We start from the raw sequence: 20,015 nt of genomic DNA on the forward strand, positions 1-20,015 counted from the left end.
CACGCGGGTCGCCGGGAGGCCGGAGGCACCCCTGCACCGGGTGCCTCCGGCCGGACTCATCGAGCGATCACTGCTCCGGGGCCCAGCAGCTGCAGGCCTGCATGTAGGAGGAGCAGTACGGGCTGTAGGAGGAAGCGCCCGTCTCGATGAGGCCGTGGCCCTCGGCCACGATGGAGTCGGCGGACAGCACCTCGATGGAGTCCACCTTCAGGCCGTCGAGGTCGAACAGGTTCTCGGCCATCTGTCTTTCTCTCCTTTCGCTGTTCCTTGCGTCGGTGTGGGAGTGGTGATGCGTCGTCAGCACTGCCGGCCGTACGTGATCTGCGGGTGACCACCTCCTTTCCGTGGTCCGGCGGGAATGGGGCGGGCCAGCGCGGGCCCGCCGGCTCGTGGCGTGCCGATGCACAGGAAGGACAGGCTTCGCCGGGACGTTCCGGCGAGGCCGAGCACGCGGTCGGTGGTCTCGTTCGCCCCGTCCGAGTGGATGCGGGCGGTCAGGCCGAGGGCCGCGGCGGCGAGGGTCGCGCGCTGGAGGAGCAGGCCGGTCTCGATCTGCTGCATGCGGTACCAGCGGTCGCCGTGCCGCGGTACGCCCGCCAGCGGGTCGCCCGCCGGGATCAGGGCCGCGGCGGCGCCCGGCAGCGCGATCCGGGTGTTCGGGAGCAGCCGCCCGCCGAGGACGCCGGCGACCGCGGACTCCCCCGCCACCCGGCACAGCACCCGGCGCTCCCGGTCGTAGCGGTAGGCGCCGGGTCGCAGGCCGCCCACCCGCAGCGCCAGCAGGTAGAGCTCGGTCGCCGGCGCGTCGCGGGCGAGGTCGGAGGGGTACGGCCCGGCGGCCGCGGCGAGCACGGCCGCGAGCGTGTCCGCCGCGAGGGGCACCGGCCGGAAGCCGACCGGGGGCGAGGCGCGGTACGGCACCCCGTCGGCGAGCCGTACCGCGGGTGCGGGCGGCAGGGCGAACTCCGTGGCCTCGCGGGCCGCGGGCGCGCCGCCCGGCGAGGTGGCCCCGGGCACCTCCCGGGTCGGGGGCGCGGCGTTCCGGGTGGCCTCGTGCAGCGCGGCGGCCGCCCCGCCGGGGGGCATGCGCCTCGGCGCGGGCGTGCTCTCCGGCACGGCGGGAGGCGGATCACCGGGATCGACGGGCCGGCCGGGACGGACGGGCCCGTCCGGAAGCTCGAGGACGAGTACGGCGAGCGCCCCCTCGCGCCTGCCGTCGAGCCCGAGCAGCCGGTCCAGGCGCGGGTCGGCGAACCGCAGCCGGATCTCGCCGGTCATGCCGAGCCGCTCGCCGACGGCGAGGGCCTGGGCGAGCAGCACCCCCGTCTCCTGGCAGACCAGCCGGTAGCCGAGGTCGCCGTACTTGAACATCGACCGCCAGAACACCGCGGAGAGCACGAGCACCACGTCCGGCCGTACCGCGGGGGCGACGTCCGGGATCCCGGCGAGGGCCGCGCGGTGGTCGCCGTCGCGCACCCGCTCCAGCAGGTGGTGCACGGGGTCGTAGTGGTAGAGCCCCGCCGTCTCCGGCCCGCCGACGGCGAGGTACGCCTCGATCGGGTAGAGGGCGCCCCCGGACGGGGCCGGGCGGCCGAGCAGCAGGACGGGAGGCCCGCCCACCGGACGGCCGGTGTCATCGACCTGGTGGAACCAGATGAGCCGGGCCACGCCGAGCAGCTCGCGCAGCAGCTCGCCGACCGCGGACAGGCCGGTGCGGTCCGGGGACGTGGGCCAGGGCAGCACGATGCGGGGCGCGCCGGGGTAGCGCTTGTGGCGGGTCGGCGCGGTACTCCGGTCGATCGTGAGCGGCCCCCGGTCGCGCAGTGCGGCGAGGTAGCGGCGGGTGGCCTCGCCGGGCACGGTGGCGGCGGCTGCTGTGGCGGCGTGGTGCATGCGGGTCTCTCGCCGGTCGAAGGGGTCGTCAGGAGAAGGGGTGCGGGAACGGGTTGAGCTCGTCGGGCCGCAGGTCGGCGTCGCGGTACCCGAGCAGCCGGGGCAGCGACAGCAGGCGTGGCAGGCCGTGGGTACGGCGATGCCGGTGCCCGAAGGTCATCGGCATCGCGCCCGGCACGAGCACCTTGGCCGAGGCGAGCCCGACCGCCCTGGCCTCGGGCGAGGTGGTGTCCACGGTGATCACGTCGAGGCCGCTCGCGAGGTACCGGCCGACGAGCTCGGCGAGGTCGGCGCCGAGGTCGTCGTGCGCGGGCCAGGCGAACTCCGCGGTGATCTCGGCGAGCGTGCGGGCCGGGCCGTCGAACGGCAGGAACGCCAGCCGTTCGAACGCGTCCGGATGGCAGTACAGCATGGGGTGGTCCTCCAGCCGCCGTACCCGGTCGGAGTCGGCCAGCAGGCGGGCCGCCGCGGCCTCGTCGTACCGTTCGAGCTGGCCTTCCAGGGCGGGGCCCAGGTCGTGGATCGCCCGGCGCAGCGCGCGTTCCGGGGACAGGTGGGCCCCGCTCGCGCAGACCGCCTTGGGGCGGCCGGGCCCGCCGGTCCGGTCGACGGCGATCACCCAGAACACCGGCAGCCCCTGCTCGAGGGTGGCGACGAACGCCGCCACCTCGTAGCCGTACCGGTGCCGGATGCGTTCGGCCGCGAGCGGGATGCGCCGGTCGGCGGCCGAGCCGAGGTCCACCCTGGGGATGGGCAGGCGCGCGTACCAGGCGGTGAGGAACGCGTCCCGTTCCGCGACCTCCAGCAGCCCGTGCAGGATCGCCTCGACCGGGGTGCCGCCGATCGCGCAGCCGTTGGAGCACTCGTAGGCGAACCCGCGGTCGCCCTCGGGGCGCGGGCCGTAGTAGACGAAGCACTCCGGCACGAGCACGGGCGCGTCCCGCCGGAAGGAGTACCCCCACACCCAGGAGGTCTCCTTCTCCGGGTGGAACCGGGTGAACCAGAAACCGGGCAGGTCGTACCGGTCGTCCGGGTAGAGGCCGAGGGTGCGCGGGTCGAGGGCGTGGCCGGCCACGTCGGCGTACGGCGCGCGCACCACGGTGCGGCGGCCGCGGGGATGGATGCCGGCGACGCGCTCCAGCGCCTCGACGATCGCGGTGGCCCGCGCCGCGGCGAAGTCGTCGCTGCGGCCGTACCCGTGGTGGCTCTCGTCGACGGTGCGCGCCGGGGCGAGCCGGGCGACCGCCATCGGGGTGCCGCCCCGGGTGTCGGAGGCCACGCCCTGCACGAACCCGGTCTCGGCGTCCACGAACATCCGCTCCAGCTCCGCGGCCCGGGGCGCGATGTCGCCGACGCGGAAGACGGCCGGGTGGGGCTTGCGGGCCGAGACCGGCAACGGGCGGCTCGCCTCCGGGTGGTCGTCCGGCCGGGACCCGCAGTCGGGGCACAGCGGGTCGGCGAGCACGGGGTGGCGGCGGACCGTCGCGGTCGGTACGGCCAGCCGCAGCAGCGCGCCCGCCGAGCGGGCCGAGGCGGGGTCATGCCGCAGCCGGTCCACCTCGCCGGCGACCAGCACCCCCACGGCCGCGGCGAGCACCGGCGTGACCAGGCGCGACGGCCGCGACGCCAGCTCGTGGCCGTACCGCCTGCGCAGCTCGTCCCGGCCAGGCGCGTCCGGGCGGTTCGCCGCACGCCGCCGCTCGGCGCAGGTGGGGCAGCCGGGCGTGCCCGGGCGCACCGCGGGGCCGACCAGCACGCAGCCGCCCTCCACCCGCACCGGCAGCCACGGCACCCGCAGCTCGGCGGCCCGGCGGCGGGCCTCGCCGTACCCGCGGGTGTCGTCGGCGTCGCAGGCGAGCACGAGCGCGGTGACGCCGTCGTGCGCGGCCGTCGCCACCGGGCGGCCGGTGCGGGCCAGGGCCGACCGGATGGCCGCGTGCAGCCTGCCGGAGCCGAGCACGGCGACCGGCCCACGGGGAGCGGCGAGCACGTCAGTCATCGGCGAGCACCACCTGGACGAGGAACGGCAGCAGCCGGGCGAGTTCGGGGTCGTGGTCGAGCGGTATCGCCACCGGGACGCGTCCGGTCGCGCGCAGCGCCTCGGCCATGAGCCGCACGCCGTACGGGTCGTCCGGCGGCGGGTCGCCCGCGGCGTGCCCGGGGAAGCGGGTCGGGCCGGGGTCGGCGTACGCGAGCTGCCCGGTGGTGCGGGCCTGCCAGCCGAGCAGGACCCGTTCCCGCCCGTCGAGCAGGGCGGCGGCGTGGGTCGCGGCGGCCGACACGACGGCCGGGCGGCCGGGCACCCCGAAACGGAAGGCGGGCACGCCCAGCGCCGCGGTGGCGTCCCGGACCTCGACGGCCTCGCCCGTCAGCTCGAGCTGCCGCCCCAGGTGGCCGGACGGTGGTTGCACGACGGGCAGGTCGTCCGGGTCGAGCGCGGCGAGGTGGGCCTCGCAGTGGGCGCGCAGCCCGGCGGCCACGGCCTCCGCCCAGCTCAGCCCGGCCGCCACCCCGGCCGGGGCCCGGTAGCGGGTCCCGACCGGCCCCAGCACGCCGATGGGAACCGCCCGCGGCCGTCCGGTCGGCACCTCGACCCCCCACACCATGTCCGCGGCCGCGGCGGTGCGGGCGCCGTGGGCGGCGAGGGCGCCGTACGTGGCGAGCGCGGCGAGCAGGCAGCGCGCCCGCGCCGTGGGCCGGTCCTCGCCCCAGCCGACGACCTCCGGTGGCGGCGCCCAGCCGGGCAGGACGCCGAACGGGTCGGAGACGGTGGCGCGGCACACCGCGAGCGGGGTCTGCGCGAGGTCCTGCTCGTCGAGCAGGCCGAGCAGGCCGAGCCGGGCGTCGACGATCTCGCCCGTGCGCTCCAGGAGCCGGTCGCGGCCGATCGGCACGGCGGCCGCCAGCGCGTCCACGGCCGCGCACACGTCCTCGGGCGTGTGGCCGGGGCATGACCGGTGATCCGCGCCGGGATGCGGGAGGAACCGGTGCCGGAAGGTGTCGAGGTTGCGCAGGTCGACCCTGGTGAGCGCGGGCCCGGCACCGTCACCGGGCGGCGCTCCCGCCGGGCTCGCGTACGGCACGGCCGCCGGCGGGTGCGGCACGGCGTTCGCCGCGTGGTCCGGCCGGCCGGGTACGGCCGTGCCGTACCGGTCCTCCGGATCGGCGGAGTCCATGCCGGTGAGGTGGGAGAACGCGGCGAGGGCGAGCATGGCGGCGACCACGGCGGGGACGGGCCCGATCAGCCAGTCCTCGCCGGTGTGCGCCGAGGTGGCGTGCGGGAGCGCGCCGAGCCGCCGCCAGCCGGACTCGGCCTCGGTCCGCGCGATCGGCCCCACGGCGGTCAGCCACACCTCGGCGGGCCGGACGAGCGCCTGCCCGAGCGGCACGTCGGCCTCGCGGCACGCCCGGGCCGTCGCGATCAGGTCCGCGGGATCCCGGGCGATCTGCAGCACCAGGTCGGGCCGGTCGGCGATGGCGTCGAGCCCGGCGGCGGCCGGGTCGTCCGCGGCCTCGATGCGGACGGCCTGTTCCGGGTCCCGGCGGGCCCGCTCCACGACGTCGCGGAGCGCCACGGCGTCCCCGCCGCCGGACGTGGTGCCGGTGGTGAGGACCCGCAGCCGCTTCCAGCCGGACCTCACACACGCCTCCAGCACCGCGGCGAGCAGCGGGCCTTCGCCGACCAGCACGGCGCGTGCCCGCCGCAACCGCTCGAACCGCCACTCGGGTGAGTCGTGCGCGTACCCGATGAAGGAGATCTCGTCGGCGTACACGTCACGCTCGGCCGCGGTCAGACCGTGCGGGCGCGAGCCGCGGTTGTCGACGACGAAGCGCAGCTCGGCGAGGCTCCGGATCAGGCGCTCGACGATGTCCCGCCGGTCCTCCGACAGCCCGGCGGTGAGCTCGGCGAGGGTACGGCGACCGTCGAGGGCCGGCGCCAGCCTGCTGAGCAAGGCGAACGCCTGGTTTCCGCGCAGCGTGCACGTCCCATGGTCGCCGTGAATGTACGCGCCGTCCGGGGATTCCACGAAACGCACGTCTTCCCGCAACCGTGGGCGCATTGACCACACATCTCGTGGGAGCGCTCCCATACGCCGGAGTGTAAACGAGGTGTGTCCATGGCGTAAACACCCTTTTTCTCCGCCGGCCGGCCGCCACGGAAATGAAACGCCCGTCGAATCAAGGCGTTTGCGCAGTTCAGCCGCCCTGATCAGACGAACCGGAACAACCTTCTCAGCTGATCATCGAAATACGATCGAGTGAAAGCCGAGGCGATCCGACGCCTGCGATAAGCAGGACGTCACGATCTCGACCTGAAACTTTCAATCCCTCCGCCGATATTGCGGATCCACCAAAAAACACGACCTGATCAAACCCTTTTCCCGCTGCGTTCCGTGAAAGGCATCGCCGGACGAACACATACGCGAGCGGGAACATGTGTCCCCACCACCGCCCATGGCGGGCCCCTGTGCGGGGGCACCGCCGCTGGATCCGGGCACAGGTGCGCGCAACGCGAGAGGCGGCCTCCGTACCCGACAGAGGTCCGCCTCCGGCGACCGCGACGTGAGTGGCCCGTCAGGGGGCCGGGTTCACGTAATCCGCCAGCACGTCACGGAGCGCGTCGGGCACCGGGGTGGGCTTCCCGGAGCCGTCGATGTGGACGACGGTGTATGACCCGCGCACCGCGACGTCCTCACCCTTGAGAATCCGCCACGCGTAGGTGATCGAGGTGTTCCCCAGCTTCTCGACCTCGAGCTCGACGACGTATTCGTCACCGAACTCGAACGGCAGATCGAAAACCGCCTGTACGGCCCGCCGGGGCAGATCGACGACCTGTACGCCGGCCTCCCGGTAGAGGGCGTGCTCGGCGACCTCCACCCACTTGAATGCGTTCGTGTAGTGATAGCGCCCGGACGCGTCGGTCTCGTGGAAGGCCACGGTGCCCCGTACCCGGTAAACGGTCATGCCGCGACCTTACCCAACGCTTGACCCAGCGCATTTCGCGGCCCTCCGCCGGGGCGGCCGCCGCACAGCCGAGTCCCGGGCTCAACCTGCGGACGACGAGGCGGACGGTCCTGCCGGGGGTCGTCCGTGATCGCGGCCCGCCAGGGTCCGCGGGCCCCACACCGCCACCACGAGCACCGCGACGGCCGCGGTGAGCAGGCCCACGGTCATCGGGTCGTAGTGCGAGCCGTTCACCGGGAACAGCGCGTAGCCGACGTTGCTGGAGGCGTGGACGAGCACCGCGGCCGCCACGCTCGCCCCCGTGTTCCGGTACATCCACACGATGATCACCCGGGTCGCCACCGTGAACAGGCACTGCCAGGCGATCCAGCCCGCGTCGCGGCCGGCCTGCAGCCACGGCACGATGTGCCAGGCCGCCCACACCAGGCCGATGACCAGGCCGACCGTGAACGCGCCGTACCGGGCGAGCATGCGGTCGGCGGCGTACCCCATCCAGCCCGCCTCCTCGCCCACCGCCGCGACGAGGAACATCACGATCAGGACCGGAACCATCGCCCAGGTGATCCGCGGCTCCGGCAGCGGGCGCCCGGCCAGCCGCAGCACCACGTACGACGCCGCGAACACACCCGGCATGAGCAGCACGGCCGCGACGTACCAGCGCCCCGGCCGGAACCGCGCCACCGACCGCCGCAGCAGCGGCAGCCGCTCACCCCGCGGCAGCAGCACCAGCGCGGCGATCACCGGGCAGAACGCCATGAGCGAGCTCACCGGCAGGTCGTACGGCCGCGCCGCCCCGGCCTGGTTGGCCAGGTGGCCCAGCAGCCACAGCGGCAGCGACAGCACGAAGACCAGCGCGAAGAACCGCAGCGCCGAGCCGCGTCCCCGGCTCATTTCCGGCCCTTCGGTCCTGCGGCGCCGCATGTTGCGGTTGCCCGGTAGCCGTCGCCGGCCGCCGGGTCGTCTCGCACAGGGCTGCGGATCACGGCGTTCACGACGTTCGCCATCGGTACGCCTCCCCGTGTGCCGGACGACTCCGGCTTCGCCGCGCACGCCCCATGGATTGCCCTTCTTACGGCTCGCACCTTTTGATCGGGCTTGACCGGTCGTGCCCACAAACTAGCCGACGAGTCTGTCGGTTCGGCCGCAGGAGCGCCGGAAATGCGCTTCCTCCGGCGACCCGGCCGACCGCGATCGGCTGCCTCGGCGGTGCGCGGTGACGGCCGTGCGGCTACTTGGCCCGGTACTCGCGCTCGTAGACCCCCGCCAGGTGATCCTGCAGCTCGGCGTGGCGGAACTGGTAGAACGGACCGACCGCCCGCAGCAGCCCCAGACGGTGGACGTCATCCAGGAACGGCATCAACGCCCGCGGCAGCAGACCCGCGAACGCCAGCCTGTAGGTCACCACCAGGTAGGCCGGCCAAGCGCGATGACGTCCGCCCACGAGTGCGCCTCCCAGCCCGCCGACGAACGCGCACACGATCCCGATCGCCAGCCCGAACGCGGGTCCGTCCTCGAGTCCGCCGGCGATCCCGCCGGTGAGCCCGAACACGATCCCGGTCATGGCGGCGCGAAGGAGATTCACCACGCGATCGGCCCGCCAGCCGCTCATCGGCGTCGTCGCCGCGTCGTCGCGGGCGGGCCGCTCCATCCAGCTCACGATCCCGGCCGCGATCCCGATCCCGGGCCCGACCAGGACCCCGCCCCAGAGCCCGAACGCGAGCCAGGTCACGAGCCCGATGCCGAGCCCGCCGACGAGCCCGATCACGATGTCCAGGGTCGACGAGGGTCCCCGGCCGCGTACCCGGAGGGCGGCGAATCCCGGACGCTTGTGCTGCCAGGAGGCCGCCTCCGACCAGACCAGGAGTCCGACCATCAGCCCGACCACGGCCCCGGCCAGGGACCCGAGCGCGAGCCCCGCAGGCGGTCCCAGCTCGAGTCCGACCATGAGGCCGAACACGAGCCCGGCCACGACACCGCCCATGAGGCCGGTGACGAGCCCGACCACGACGCGGGTCGCCGTCGTGAACAGTCCGGTGGCACGGGCAAGCTGCCACCACGCGAAGTCGCGGGTGGGCGGGCTCCCGTCTCTCGGGTGACTCATCAGATGGGCCAGGTACGCCAGCCATCTCCGGACGCGGTCGGGATCGTGGCGACGGCGTGGCCGGAACGGCTCCTGCCGCTCGACGGAGGGATCGCGCGTCGCGATGAGGGCACCGACCAGATGGTCGTACAGGTGGGCGCGCAGCGCCGCCGCGTCAGGGAAAGCGTGCGAGTCGAGCAGCGGCGTCACATCGGCGCGAGTGCCTGCGTAGACCGTACGCAGCAGCCACAGGCCCAGCGGGGTGGCGCACATCTCGGCCAGCGCCGCCGACGGCCCGCTCGGCGGAGCGGCCGCGGTGAGCGCGGCGAGGATCTTCTCCCAGGCCTGTCCCGGTTCGGGTGGCAGACAGCTGCGGAGATAGCCCGCCGCGGTCCGCGGGTCGACCGGGTGGGTCCGGATGACCAAGGCGGAGGTGAGCACGTCCCCCGCCTGGCCGATTGCTTCGGCGTACTCGCGGCTGCGGCAGGTGAGGATGATCTGGTCGTCGCGGCCCAGGTACCGGTTGAGCGCGGTGATGACGGCCGCCTGCGCGGACGCCGGCAACTCGTCCAGACCGTCCAGAACAGGGAGAATGTGCCCGCCGGTGGCCAGCCGCCGTGGCATGTCCGGGCCATGGTCGGGCGCACGCAGCAGCGGATAGCCGTCCGCCAGCCGTTCCGCCACCCACTCGTGCAGGCGGGGAGCGCGGGCGGCGTCCCAGCCGGCGAGCGACAGCAGTACCGGAACCGGCTCACCGGCGGCACGGGTGGTGACGAGTTCGCGGACCAGGAGCACCGCCAGCGTGGTCTTGCCCGAACCGGGCCCGCCGAGAATGACGAGGCGGCGCCGCCGTAACGCCCGGAACGCCTTGGCGAGGGCGGCCACGTCAGCGCTTGAACCACTCAGATACAGGGACGCGGGAGTGAGGTTCTCCGGGCGGTCCATGACCTTGGTGTCTTCGGTCACCGACCAGCGCACCGGGATCGGGGCGGGGTCGTCCAGCGACCGCAGGACCGCCTCGTCGCCCCACTGCCTGGCGATCTGCTCGGCCAGCACCTCCTTGGCGCTCTCCAGGGCATCCGCCCCTGCCGGATACGTTCTGGCCGAGCTCTGCCGCCCGGTCTCCCGTAGCGACAAGGCGAGGGCGGCGGCGGAGATGACGACCCCCACCAGATCCGCGATGTGGGGCCGCTCGTCGGACGAGACCGCACGGGCCACGACCAGCACCATGCCGATGAGTACGGCTCCTGACCCGACCGCCAACGCGATCGCCAACCAACGCCTGCGCCGCCCCATAGCCCCATTCTCCGGTAACGCCAGAGGCACGTGGAGAAAGAGAACGAACCGCGACGGGACGATCCTTACGTCACCAGGGCCGCCGGCCGACCGAAACCCCGTACACCACCTTCAGACGACATTCCGACAAACGTCACAAGTACCGAAAGCCCGGAAAGTCGGACAGCCAAAACAGCGCAAAACCTTTACGCCCGCGCATGGTTCCCGGTCACCCAATGCCATTTCGAATCACATGTTGATCTAGAGCACCAACCGGACCGGAAACCGAAGCGAACCGACGACGATGACGGGTTCGGCGCCGCAACCGGTGCATCGGAACCGATCAGGAACTCTGAGTGGGACCGAGCGGGACGGTGTCACTCCACGAGCGCGGCCGCCACGAATCCCTCACCCTGACCGGTGACCACCCGGCGAAGTGGAGTTATAACCGAGGAAAGCCGAACCCGACGATTCTGCGAGGGATCCGTGGGAGATGCGGCACCCGAATCAGGTCCGAGCGGTTTCTGGGACGGCAAGAAACCCGCTGCCGTCCTGAAGCACGAACTCCTCCGTCGCTACCTCCCGGTCTTCGTGAGCAAGACGGGCAGCACGTCTCCCGACGGGAGGGTCGTCTACTTCGACGGGTACGCCGGTGAGGGCCGGTACAAGGACAACTCCGAGGGTTCCCCGCTGATCGCGGTACAGGTCGCTCGGCAGCAGGCGGCCCAGAGCTCACCCCGTCGCCTGGGCATCTTCCTGACCGAGAAGCAGCGTGCGGTGTTCCACCGGCTGTCCGCGATTCTCCGCGAGGAGGCCTCCGACGTCACCGTCGTCCTGAAGCATGGAGACGTCGCAAAACACGTCAACGACGTGATCGACTTCGCCAGGTCCTACCCGTTGTTCGCGTTTCTCGATCCGTACGGCACAGGGCTGTCCTATGAGGCGGTACTCACGTTGCTCAACGGCCGCCCGCGGAGCACCAAGACCGAAGTCCTGATGAACTTCTCGGCACACTTGGTCCGGCGGGTGGATCGTGCCAACGAGAAGAAGCTGCGCAACATCGACCGGGTGTGCGGCGGCTCCTGGTGGCGGACGGTGTTCTTCCGGCACCACTCCCCTTCGCGCGGTACGGACGCGGTGGTGGCCGACTATCGCCTACGGGTGTGCCGGGACACCGGTTGCGGCAGCTGGGTCGTGCCGGTCCGCAATCACGAAAGCCACGAGCCGGTCTATTACCTCGTGTTCTTCAGCAGACATCGGGACGGCCTCTGGGCGTTCGGCGAGGCGCTGTCACTGGCGATGACCGAATGGCGGCGTGCGTGCTGGAAGCGAGCGACCACCACGACCGACGAGCAACCATCGTTCGGGTTCGAAGACGAGCTTTTCAGAGACCGCGAACGCAAGCTCGAACGCGAATGGGTGGAGACCATCACCGCCAACCTGGCGGCGCTGATCGAGCGGGAATCCGCCCCGTTCTCCGTGATCGCGAAATACCCGGAGATCATGGGGGAGACGCTGGGCCTCGCCCGGGGGAAGCACATCCGCGAGGCGATCAAGCGACTGCACGGGGAGGGCCTGACGTCGACGGAGGGCAAGGGCAGGATCGACACGATGGTGATCAGGCCCCCACGCTCGTGACCCTCCCCCGCCGGTACCGCGCCGGCATCTCGTCCCAGGTACGGCCGTCGAGCTCCCGTCCACCGGCCTTGGGGGTACGGCCGCCCCACTGCTTGAAGAAGAACGCCACGCCCTGCTCCAGGCACTGATCACGCAGCTCCCGGACCCAGCGAGGATCCATCGGCCGGTGTCCGGGACCGCTCTCGCCCCCCGCGATCACCCAGTCGATGCCGGTGAGGTCCAGCGGCCCCAGCGGGCCCAGCAGCGGCTCACAGGACAGGAAGCGGACGGTCGCCGGCACCGCCCGCAGGTCCTCCAGCCGGTCGACCTGGCCGCGGGACTCGATCGAGACGCCCATCCACACGTTCTCCGGCCACGGCAGTTCGGGTGCGATGCGCCGTAACCGGCGGGACCGCTTGGTGAGGACCTGGTAGGTGTGGCGGGGCGTGTCCGCCATCACCTGGAAGACCCTCATGACGAACTCGCGCGGCACCCGCGCGTGGAAGAGATCGGACATCGAGTTCACGAAGACCGTCCGAGGCGTCCGCCACCGGTACGGCAGGCCGAGGGCGTCCCAGTGGAGCGTCAGTCCGAACCCGGGCCCGGAGGTACGGGGATCACCGTCGTTCTGGTACTTGGGGTTGCCCATCCCCTTCAGCCGCTTGGCCAGCTTGAGGGCGTAGCAGTTGTCGCACCCCGGTGAGACGCGGTCGCAACCCGTCGTCGGATTCCAGGTAGCCTCGGTCCACTCGATGGCGCTTCGGTCGGCCACGGCCAGTCTCCTTGCCTCGGCTACTCCTCGTAGACCTGCGGTGCCCGCACTTCACACATACACGTGGCGAGGGGCGGTTGCCCGCCCACAGGTGTTGCGGTCCGGTCACGACGTGGCGCGGCACAAGGCCACGGCGGCGCAGCGCCCGGAAGTGCCGCGCCAGCTCGCCGATCCTGTCGCTGGAGCCGGACCGGTGCGGCGGTACGTGGGCGAGGTTGTCCGGGTGGTCCATGAGCGTGGCGTCGTCGGTGACGGACCAGCCGACCGGCATCGGGTCGGGATCGTCAAGCGACCAGAGCTTCGCCTCGGTACGCCACTGCACGCCGACCCGCTCGGCCAGCACCTGTTTGGCCTTCTCCAACGCCTCCGGGCCGGCGACCTCGCAGCCGCGAGCCGTGAAGGGCCGTGCGCAGGGACCGCTCGACCGCCGCCATGTGTTGCCGGATCGGCGACGGCCACGGCCCGGACCGCGCCACTGCGACCGCACCCCGGCACCGGCCCGCACGCCGCCCAGGGCACCGAGCCGCCAACGCCGGGTGACGAGGCTAGGCGCCGACCAGGTAGCGCAGCCACAGGTACGGCACGCACAACCCGACGGTGATGATCGTGGTGAGCAGGCCGTACTTGGTGAACTGCCAGAAGGAGATGGGGGTGCCGTTGCGGGCGGCGATGCCGAGGACGACGACGTTGGCGGCGGCGCCGACGGCGGTGGCGTTGCCGCCGAGGTCGGCGCCGAAGGCGAGGGCCCACCAGAGCACCTGGGCCGCGTCGCCGCCGGCCGACTGGACGAGCTCGCCCACGATCGGGGCCATCGTGGCCACGTACGGGATGTTGTCGACGATCGCGGAGATCACCGCCGAGCCGCCGAGCAGGCCCATCGTGGCGACGCCGAGCCGGCCGGCGAAGGCGTCGGCGGCGGCCTCGGAGACCAGGCCGATGACGCCGGTGTGCACCAGGGCGCCGACCATGACGAACAGGCCGGCGAAGAACGTCAGCGTCGGCCACTCCACCTCGCTGAGCGCCTCGGAGGTGGTCACCTTGGTGGCCGCGACGAGCACGCCCCCGCCGAGCAGCGCCACCACCGACGGTTCGTAGTGCAGCACGGGGTGGAGCACGAACGCCGCCATCACCAGCCCGAGCACCACGAGGCTCTGCACGAGCAGCCGCCGGTCCTTGATCGCCTCACGCTCGTCGAGGGCCATGATCTCGGCCACCCGGTCCGGGTCGTACCGGAAGGCCCGCCGGAACATCACCCGGCACAGCAGGATGAACGCGATCATGAGCACGACGACCATCGGCGCCATGTGCACCAGGAAGTCGTTGAAGCTCAGGTTCGCCCGGCTGGCGATGATGATGTTCGGGGGATCGCCGACGAGCGTGGCGGCGCCGCCGATGTTGGAGGCGAGGGCTTCGGCGATCAGGTACGGCGCGGCCGGCAGCGCGAGCCGTTCGCACACCAGGAACGTCACCGGCGCGACGAGCAGCACGGTGGTGACGTTGTCGAGCAGCGCCGAGGCGATCGCGGTGATCGCCACCAGCAGCACCATGAGCGGGTACGGCCGCCCCTTGGCGCGTTTGGCCGCCCAGATCGCCAGGTACTCGAACACGCCGGTCTGCTTCAGCACACCGACGATCACCATCATCCCGAAGAGCAGGAAGATGACGTTCCAGTCGATGCCGGTGGCCTCGCTGAAGAACGCGGTCTCGGCGTTCGTGGCGTGGATGAGCAGCATCACGCCTGCCCCGCCGAGCGCGGCCGCGACACGGTGGATCTTCTCGGTGGCGATCAGGGCGTACACGAACAGGAACGTGGCCGTCGCCACCCAGGCGGTGAGCGTCACTGGGCGACCACCCGGTCCAGGAGCGTCTGCAGCGTGACCGCGCCGATGAGGTGGCCCTCGGACATCACCGCGACCAGCGGGCTGCCGGTGCGCGCCATCAGCGCGGCCACCTCCAGCACGGTCGCCTCGGAGTCGACGACCGGCAGGTCGCGGGACACCCAGGGCAGGGCGTCCGCCACCTTCCGTCCTGCCAGCGGATCGAGGAAGTGGTCGGCGTGTGGCTCGTCGATCACCCGTGCCAGCGTCGGATCCTCCTGGCAGTAGCCGGGTACGGCGAGCCGCAGTACGTGGACGCCGGGAAGGATGCCGCGCGGCTTGCCCCTGTCGTCGACGACGATGAGGCCGGGCGCCTTGTGCTCGCTGAGCAGCCTGGCGGCCTCGCTGGCGGGGGTGTCGGCGGTTATCGGGGGAAACGCGGCGAGAACGTCGCGAGCGCGCATGGCGTGTGCCTCTCCACTGAATCGGCCCAACGATCACTGCCGACCAGGCTTCCCGGCACACCTGACCAGAATCTACCAAGAAACGGAACAGTTGGGCACGTACCCCCTCCCCGACCGCCGCCCGACCGCATCCGGACGCGGCTCCGCGCCTCGCCCACGACCGCACCGCTCGGCCACCGACGCCTCGCCGTACCGTCACCGCCCGTCCTCGCCGTCCGCGCAGCTCAGCCCGGTCCGGCTCCGCCTATTCCACACAGGAGTTGGAAGAAACCTGAAACTTGAGTTTGAAGTATCATGTAAGCGGGAATAGAGAGATTGGGGACAAGGCAACAGGACCTGACGAAGGGGTGACGAGGATGCTGACCACGTTTGACACGCTGTTCGAGGAGTTCGAGCGGCAGTTCGACCGGCTGCGCTCCATGACCACCGGCCTGACCTTCCCCGCCGTCGTGCCGATGGACGGCGTGCGCCGCGCGGATGACGTCCTGCTCAGGTTCGACGTCCCGGGCATCGACCCCGACACCATCGAGGTCTCGGTGGACCGCGGCGTGCTGACGGTGTCGGCGGCCCGCAACGAGGAGTACGGCGACGACGTCCGGGTGTTCGTCCGGGAACGGCCGATGGGCACCTTCACCCGGCGCGTGTACCTGAGCGAGCACCTCGACGCCGACCGGATCCAGGCCGCGTACCACAACGGCGTGCTGACGGTGCGGATCCCGGTGCTGGAGAAGGCGAAGCCCCGCAAGATCAAGATCACCAAGGGCGACGCCAAGGCCCTCGCCGCGTGACCTCGTCACGCGCCCGATCCCGATCCCGGCCCCGGCGCCGACGCGATGCGGTCCAGGGCGGTGCGGAACCGGCCGCGCCCCCTGGGCCGTCGCCTGTCGTCCCGCCGCCCGGAGCCGGGCCACCCCGCGGGGACGGTGGCCGGCCCCGCGCCGTGACCACCGCCTCCCCCGCGACACGCGATGACCGGAAAGGAGAGTCCCCATGACGCAGACCCTCATCGGGCCGTCCGCGGCCGCCGGCCCGGCGGGCCTCGACGAGTACGTCGTGGCGGGTTCCTACCCCACCTACGAGCAGGCGCAGCGGGCGATGGGCCACCTCGCCGAGCAGAACTTCCCCGTCGCCAAGACCGCGATCGTCGGCACGAACCTGCGCCTGGTGGAGAAGGTGCTGGGGCGGCTCACCTGGCTGCACTCGGCGGGCGGCGGCGCCGCCACCGGCGCCTGGTTCGGCCTGCTGATCGGCCTGCTGGTGAGCCTGTTCACCCCGGGCGCCGCCGCGCTGCCGGCCGCGCTCGGCGGCCTGGCCTTCGGCGCGGTCTTCGGCTCGGCGTTCGGGCTGGTCACGCACTGGCTCGGCCGCCTCGCCCCGGGCCGCCGCGACGTGATCTCCCGCAGCACGCTCATCGCCGACCGGTACGACATCGTCACCACGCCCGACGTCGCCGAGGACGCGAAGAACCTGCTGATCAAGTACGGCTGGCGCACCGGCTGACCGCGCCGCGCCACCGGAACCGCCGTGCCGTACCGGGCGCGTGGCCCGCGAGCGCCGTGGCCCCGATCGGGCGGCCTGGCCGCGGGTCGGGCGGACGGCCGCGATCGGGGCGGGGTACGTTGTTCACAAGCCTGTCCAACGATGACGAGTAGTCAGAAAGGTGACAGCCATCGCGTCCGGGCGGGCTCGATCGCGCTCGTGGGCCGAGGGCGAGTTCCGGGCGTGCCGGGTCATGCCGGGGCCGGTGGGAGCGGAAGGAGGACTGCCCCAGTGATCGGCTTTCAGGCGCAGGAGCCCCGGATCACGCGATCGCCGTCCGGCCTGCTCGTCGTATCGCAGGGACAGGACGCCCGGCAGGAGGAGGCGCAGGCGTCCCGGGAGGCCGAGGCCGCGGCGCGCCAGGAGCAGGCCATGCCGGACCTGGTCGCGATGGCGAAGCAGGACAAGCTCATCCGGCTCGCCGTCATGATCCGCCATCTCTGCGAGGAGATGCGGGAGCTGAAGCTCGACCAGCACGCCCGGCAGCGGCTCGCCGACACCTACGACCGGATCAGCGCGGAGCTCGCCGGCAGCCTCCCGCCCGAGCTGCGCCAGGAGCTCGAGCAGCTGCGGCCGAACCTCAGCGAGTCGCCGACCCAGGCCGAGCTGCGCGTCGTGCACGCCCAGCTGCTCGGCTGGCTGGACGGCCTCTTCCAGGGTGTCCAGGTCACGCTCACCCTGCACCGGCTCGACCTCGCACGGCAGCTGCACGCCGTGCGCCACGCGGACCCGGGCGGCATGCCGCGGCCGGGCCGGCCGTACCCGGAGCAGCCGCAGGCGCGCAACCGGCACCTCGACAATCCGCCGACCGGCGCCTACCTGTAGGCCCGGTAGGCGTGGCCGCCCGCGGGCGGGCCGGGGAACGGACGGTATCCGGGCATGCGTGACGGGCGCGGGAGCCGTACCCGGGCTCCGCGCCCGTCAGAGTGACCCCGGTGATCCGTCAGAAGCAGCGGCGGCCGCTGTTGATGCAGTTGACGGCGCGCTGCATGAGCCGCTCCGGCATCACGTTGATGAAGTCGCTGTGGTCGGTGATGGGCTTGTGCAGTTGCTCAGGGAAGCTGTCCAGCGCGTACGACGGGCCGGGCGGCACCGAGTAGGTGATGCGCTGCACCAGCTGCGGGATCGGCTGGAAGCCGTCGGGGCAGGTGCCGTCGGGCCGCGCGAACGCCACGTGGGTGCGGTGGTTGGCGCTGTCGATGTTCTGGCCGTCCCAGCAGCTCTGGAACTCGAAGATGCGCACCACCTGGCTGCCGCGCGGGCACAGCGGGTACTTGTCGGTCAGCTTGCGGTTCTCGAAGCCGGTGCAGGTCCAGAAGCTGTTGGCGTTCGCGGTGCCGTTCGTGAACGACTTGGCGTCACCGGTGATGATCCGCAGGAACTTCGGCGGCGCCACGACCTTGCTGCGCGGGTTGCCGCGGAAGGTCAGGGTGACCGAGGTCGGGCGGAGGATCCGGCCGACGTTGCCGTCGAGGCCGCCACCCGGCTGGTTGTGGTCGAAGTCCTTGGTGCCGACGAGCCGCAGCACCGGCCAGAAGTAGGCGGACTTGTCGCCGTTGGTGCAGGTGGTGCCGGCGGCCTCGAGGCTCTCGTTGGTGGACTGGCCGTTGGTGTCCGTGTTGCCGACGTAGTCGTGGACGTGGTGGGCGCCGTTGCTCACGCCCGGGGCCACGATGACGTTGTCGGAGTTGTAGTGCCGCCGCTCGTTACGGCCGCAGAACGAGGTGAAGGTACCCCGGGAGCCGTTGCGCTGGAAGCGCGGCCGCACCACGTTCGGCCGGACGGTACGGATGTCGACGAAGTCGGCCCGGGACGGCGGGTTGCCGTTGATGTTGTTACCGTTGTTGTTGCCGTTGTTCCCGTTGTTGCCGTTACCCTGGCCGTTGTCGTTGCCCTGGCCGTTGTTACCGTTGTTGTTGTTGCCGTTGTTGCCCTGGCCGTTGTCCTGACCGTTGTTGCCGTTGTTCTGGCCGTTGTCGTTACCCTGGCCGTTGTTGCCGTTGTTTCCGTTGCCCGGGTCGTTGATGCCGTTGTTGCCGTTGTTGCCCTGGCCGTTGTCCTGACCGTTGTTCCCGTTGTTCTGACCGTTGTCCTGGCCGTTGTTGCCGTTGTTGTTCCCGTTGTTGCCCTTGTTCTTCCCCTTACCGAAGCCGTTGTGCTGACCGTTGTTGAAGCCGTTGCCCTGACCGTTGTTGCCCTGGCCCTGGCCGTTGCCGCCGGTCAACGTACAGTCGGCCAGCTCCTCCAGACCCTGGGGACGCGGGAAACCGGTACGGCCGATCGCGATGGCGATGCGCTCCAGGGTGGCGATGCGCTTGGAGCGAAGCGGCCCGAGGATGGCGTTCTGCACGAAGTTGGGACCGCCCTGGCCGACGGAGTTCGCGAGGCGGCGGTTCGCGTCCGCGATCTGCTGCTCGAGCAGGGCGAGGTTACGGTTCACCTCGGCCTGGGCCGCGGCCGGCACAGCACCCAGCCGGTCGGCCACCGGCGGGCAGACGATGGTCTGCCCGCCCGCAGCGGGCGATATTCCGGCCGTCGCGGCGTTCGCCGGAGTGAGAATGCCCATGCCGCCGGTCGTGACCGCCACGGCTGTCACGGCGGCGGCCATCTTTCCGCGCATGTAGGACCGCCTGTGGTGTGTCATCTAAGAATCTCCTCCGTCTACCGGTCCACGCCCCTGGACATCGACCACTGCCGGAAACCTCCTGGGACGTGTCTGTCCATCCGGATTGCGACGTGGCCGGTCAGCTTGCGGCTGTGCTGCCCGGAGATACGCAGGGTTCGGGGGTCCGGCTCACGCATTTCCAAGCTCGTCAAAACCTGATAAGTCCGGACGGCACGGTCCCCGTGCCGGGCCTTTCGACCGCCGGTACGGCCGGGCGGTGGGGCGAGCGCGCGTACGCCGGATTCGCGGCGGTCTCGTGCGGCGGCTCGCGCCGCGCTTCCCGCGCCCGGGCCGACGCCCTTGCCGACTCACATCTGTAAAGGTGGTTTCCGGTTTTCCCGGGCATTCCGGCCACGGCGTGCCGAGCCGTACCGGCCGTGCGGCACCGGCCCCGGCGGGCCTCCCGGCGGGCGGGCCGGCGACGGACGCGGCCAGGAGGTGAGACCACTGAAACCTGTGGGGCTTGTTTGGCGAAAGGTGACAAACAGCGGCGCGTCAGAGGCCGAACCCCGACCGGCGCGCACCGCGGCCGCGCGGGTGTACGGCACGGCCGTTCCCGGGCGAGGATGGCCGCGTGAGCCTTCACGCGATCCCGGCGGAGGAGCGGGCGGCGCCGTGTGAGTCGGTCTCCCGGGCACCGGACCCGCGGCTGCTGCCGTACGTCGTCGGCTACTCGGCCTTCCGCTCGCGGCCCGGCTCGGCGGCCCGGCACCGGATCCTTCCGCTCACCGCCACGACGGTGGTGATCGACATAACGAACGGGAGCGGGCTCGTCACCGGGCCACGCGCGGACTTCACCGTCGACGCGTCGGCGACCTGGCGCGAGGGGGTCGCCATCGGGCTGACGATCACCGGCCAGAACATCCGGGCCACCGGCGGCCTGGTGGTGTGACCCGCCGGGGGCGCGGGAGCCACCCGCCCCGCGCCT

At 72.0% G+C, this 20,015-nt stretch carries 16 protein-coding genes; 5 read left to right on the plus strand and 11 right to left on the minus strand.

The genetic code is table 11. From position 1 onward, the window contains the following. Positions 1-67: 67 nt before the first annotated feature. The 7 genes from FHX40_RS25255 to FHX40_RS21510 form a co-directional block, all read right to left on the minus strand. Positions 68-241, minus strand: coding sequence for a thiomuracin/GE37468 family thiazolyl RiPP peptide (locus FHX40_RS25255; RefSeq protein WP_170198919.1), 174 nt, complete (start codon positions 239-241; stop codon positions 68-70). A 56-nt stretch (positions 242-297) separates the two neighbouring features. After that, entirely contained in the window at positions 298-1,893 is a 1,596-nt protein-coding gene (locus FHX40_RS21485) for a SagB family peptide dehydrogenase (RefSeq protein ID WP_142261287.1), read from the minus strand. Positions 1,894-1,921: 28 nt separating this feature from the next. Further along, positions 1,922-3,892, minus strand: coding sequence for a TOMM precursor leader peptide-binding protein (locus tag FHX40_RS21490; protein WP_142261288.1), 1,971 nt, complete (start codon positions 3,890-3,892; stop codon positions 1,922-1,924). Continuing rightward, complete coding sequence (locus tag FHX40_RS21495; protein WP_142261289.1) at positions 3,885-5,930, minus strand: hypothetical protein; 2,046 nt, start codon at positions 5,928-5,930, stop codon at positions 3,885-3,887. Before FHX40_RS21495 ends, FHX40_RS21490 begins: the two co-directional genes overlap by 8 nt. 538 nt (positions 5,931-6,468) lie before the next feature. Further along, a complete protein-coding gene (locus tag FHX40_RS21500; RefSeq protein WP_142261290.1) occupies positions 6,469-6,858 on the minus strand; it encodes an acyl-CoA thioesterase in 390 nt (129 codons plus the stop codon). An 81-nt stretch (positions 6,859-6,939) separates the two neighbouring features. Beyond that, entirely contained in the window at positions 6,940-7,749 is an 810-nt protein-coding gene (locus tag FHX40_RS25565) for a CPBP family intramembrane glutamic endopeptidase (protein WP_142261291.1), read from the minus strand. A gap of 337 nt (positions 7,750-8,086) precedes the next feature. Then, entirely contained in the window at positions 8,087-10,168 is a 2,082-nt protein-coding gene (locus tag FHX40_RS21510; protein WP_170198920.1) for an NACHT domain-containing protein, read from the minus strand. A gap of 531 nt (positions 10,169-10,699) precedes the next feature. Between FHX40_RS21510 and tcmP the strand changes: the two genes are divergently transcribed. After that, positions 10,700-11,851, plus strand: a complete 1,152-nt coding sequence (tcmP, locus tag FHX40_RS21515; RefSeq protein WP_170198921.1) for a three-Cys-motif partner protein TcmP — start codon at positions 10,700-10,702, stop codon at positions 11,849-11,851. Here the strand turns inward: tcmP and FHX40_RS21520 are convergent. The 3 genes from FHX40_RS21520 to FHX40_RS21530 form a co-directional block, all read right to left on the minus strand. Then, the gene (locus FHX40_RS21520) at positions 11,832-12,602 is read right to left on the minus strand and encodes a DUF5131 family protein (RefSeq protein WP_142261294.1); all 771 of its coding nucleotides are present in this window, start codon (positions 12,600-12,602) and stop codon (positions 11,832-11,834) included. The two genes, tcmP and FHX40_RS21520, sit on opposite strands and share 20 nt — an antisense overlap. A 545-nt stretch (positions 12,603-13,147) precedes the next feature. Then, the gene (locus FHX40_RS21525) at positions 13,148-14,443 is read right to left on the minus strand and encodes an ArsB/NhaD family transporter (protein WP_142261295.1); all 1,296 of its coding nucleotides are present in this window, start codon (positions 14,441-14,443) and stop codon (positions 13,148-13,150) included. Beyond that, positions 14,440-14,883 (minus strand): CBS domain-containing protein, encoded by a 444-nt coding sequence (locus tag FHX40_RS21530; protein ID WP_142261296.1) that lies wholly within the window; start codon positions 14,881-14,883, stop codon positions 14,440-14,442. Before FHX40_RS21530 ends, FHX40_RS21525 begins: the two co-directional genes overlap by 4 nt. A gap of 356 nt (positions 14,884-15,239) precedes the next feature. Between FHX40_RS21530 and FHX40_RS21535 the strand changes: the two genes are divergently transcribed. The 3 genes from FHX40_RS21535 to FHX40_RS21545 all read left to right on the plus strand — a co-directional run bounded on the left by FHX40_RS21535 (position 15,240) and on the right by FHX40_RS21545 (position 17,247). After that, positions 15,240-15,671, plus strand: a complete 432-nt coding sequence (locus tag FHX40_RS21535) for an Hsp20/alpha crystallin family protein (protein WP_142261297.1) — start codon at positions 15,240-15,242, stop codon at positions 15,669-15,671. 202 nt (positions 15,672-15,873) lie between these two features. Continuing rightward, positions 15,874-16,383, plus strand: a complete 510-nt coding sequence (locus FHX40_RS21540) for a YflT domain-containing protein (protein ID WP_142261298.1) — start codon at positions 15,874-15,876, stop codon at positions 16,381-16,383. 270 nt (positions 16,384-16,653) lie between these two features. Continuing rightward, positions 16,654-17,247 carry a proteasome activator gene (locus FHX40_RS21545; RefSeq protein ID WP_170198922.1) on the plus strand — a complete coding sequence of 198 codons (594 nt, stop codon included), beginning with the start codon at positions 16,654-16,656 and terminating at the stop codon, positions 17,245-17,247. 118 nt (positions 17,248-17,365) lie between these two features. Here the strand turns inward: FHX40_RS21545 and FHX40_RS21550 are convergent, their stop codons facing one another. Further along, a complete protein-coding gene (locus FHX40_RS21550) occupies positions 17,366-19,066 on the minus strand; it encodes a DUF1996 domain-containing protein (protein WP_229788498.1) in 1,701 nt (566 codons plus the stop codon). A gap of 595 nt (positions 19,067-19,661) precedes the next feature. Here FHX40_RS21550 and FHX40_RS21555 point away from each other — a divergent pair. Continuing rightward, positions 19,662-19,979, plus strand: a complete 318-nt coding sequence (locus tag FHX40_RS21555; protein ID WP_142261300.1) for a hypothetical protein — start codon at positions 19,662-19,664, stop codon at positions 19,977-19,979. The last annotated feature ends 36 nt before the right edge of the window (positions 19,980-20,015 follow it).

Origin of the sequence: Thermopolyspora flexuosa (genome assembly GCF_006716785.1) — a bacterium.
Classification (GTDB): Bacteria; Actinomycetota; Actinomycetes; order Streptosporangiales; family Streptosporangiaceae; genus Thermopolyspora; species Thermopolyspora flexuosa.

Bases quoted from the DNA above. Each gene is read 5' to 3' on its own strand.
- FHX40_RS25255 (WP_170198919.1), bottom strand. From the start codon at position 241: ATGGCCGAGAACCTGTTCGACCTCGACGGCCTGAAGGTGGACTCCATC.
- FHX40_RS21485 (WP_142261287.1), bottom strand. From the start codon at position 1,893: ATGCACCACGCCGCCACAGCAGCCGCCGCCACCGTGCCCGGCGAGGCC.
- FHX40_RS21490 (WP_142261288.1), bottom strand. From the start codon at position 3,892: ATGACTGACGTGCTCGCCGCTCCCCGTGGGCCGGTCGCCGTGCTCGGC.
- FHX40_RS21500 (WP_142261290.1), bottom strand. From the start codon at position 6,858: ATGACCGTTTACCGGGTACGGGGCACCGTGGCCTTCCACGAGACCGAC.
- FHX40_RS25565 (WP_142261291.1), bottom strand. From the start codon at position 7,749: ATGAGCCGGGGACGCGGCTCGGCGCTGCGGTTCTTCGCGCTGGTCTTC.
- FHX40_RS21510 (WP_170198920.1), bottom strand. From the start codon at position 10,168: ATGGTGCTGGTCGTGGCCCGTGCGGTCTCGTCCGACGAGCGGCCCCAC.
- FHX40_RS21530 (WP_142261296.1), bottom strand. From the start codon at position 14,883: ATGCGCGCTCGCGACGTTCTCGCCGCGTTTCCCCCGATAACCGCCGAC.
- FHX40_RS21535 (WP_142261297.1), top strand. From the start codon at position 15,240: ATGCTGACCACGTTTGACACGCTGTTCGAGGAGTTCGAGCGGCAGTTC.
- FHX40_RS21540 (WP_142261298.1), top strand. From the start codon at position 15,874: ATGACGCAGACCCTCATCGGGCCGTCCGCGGCCGCCGGCCCGGCGGGC.
- FHX40_RS21550 (WP_229788498.1), bottom strand. From the start codon at position 19,066: ATGACACACCACAGGCGGTCCTACATGCGCGGAAAGATGGCCGCCGCC.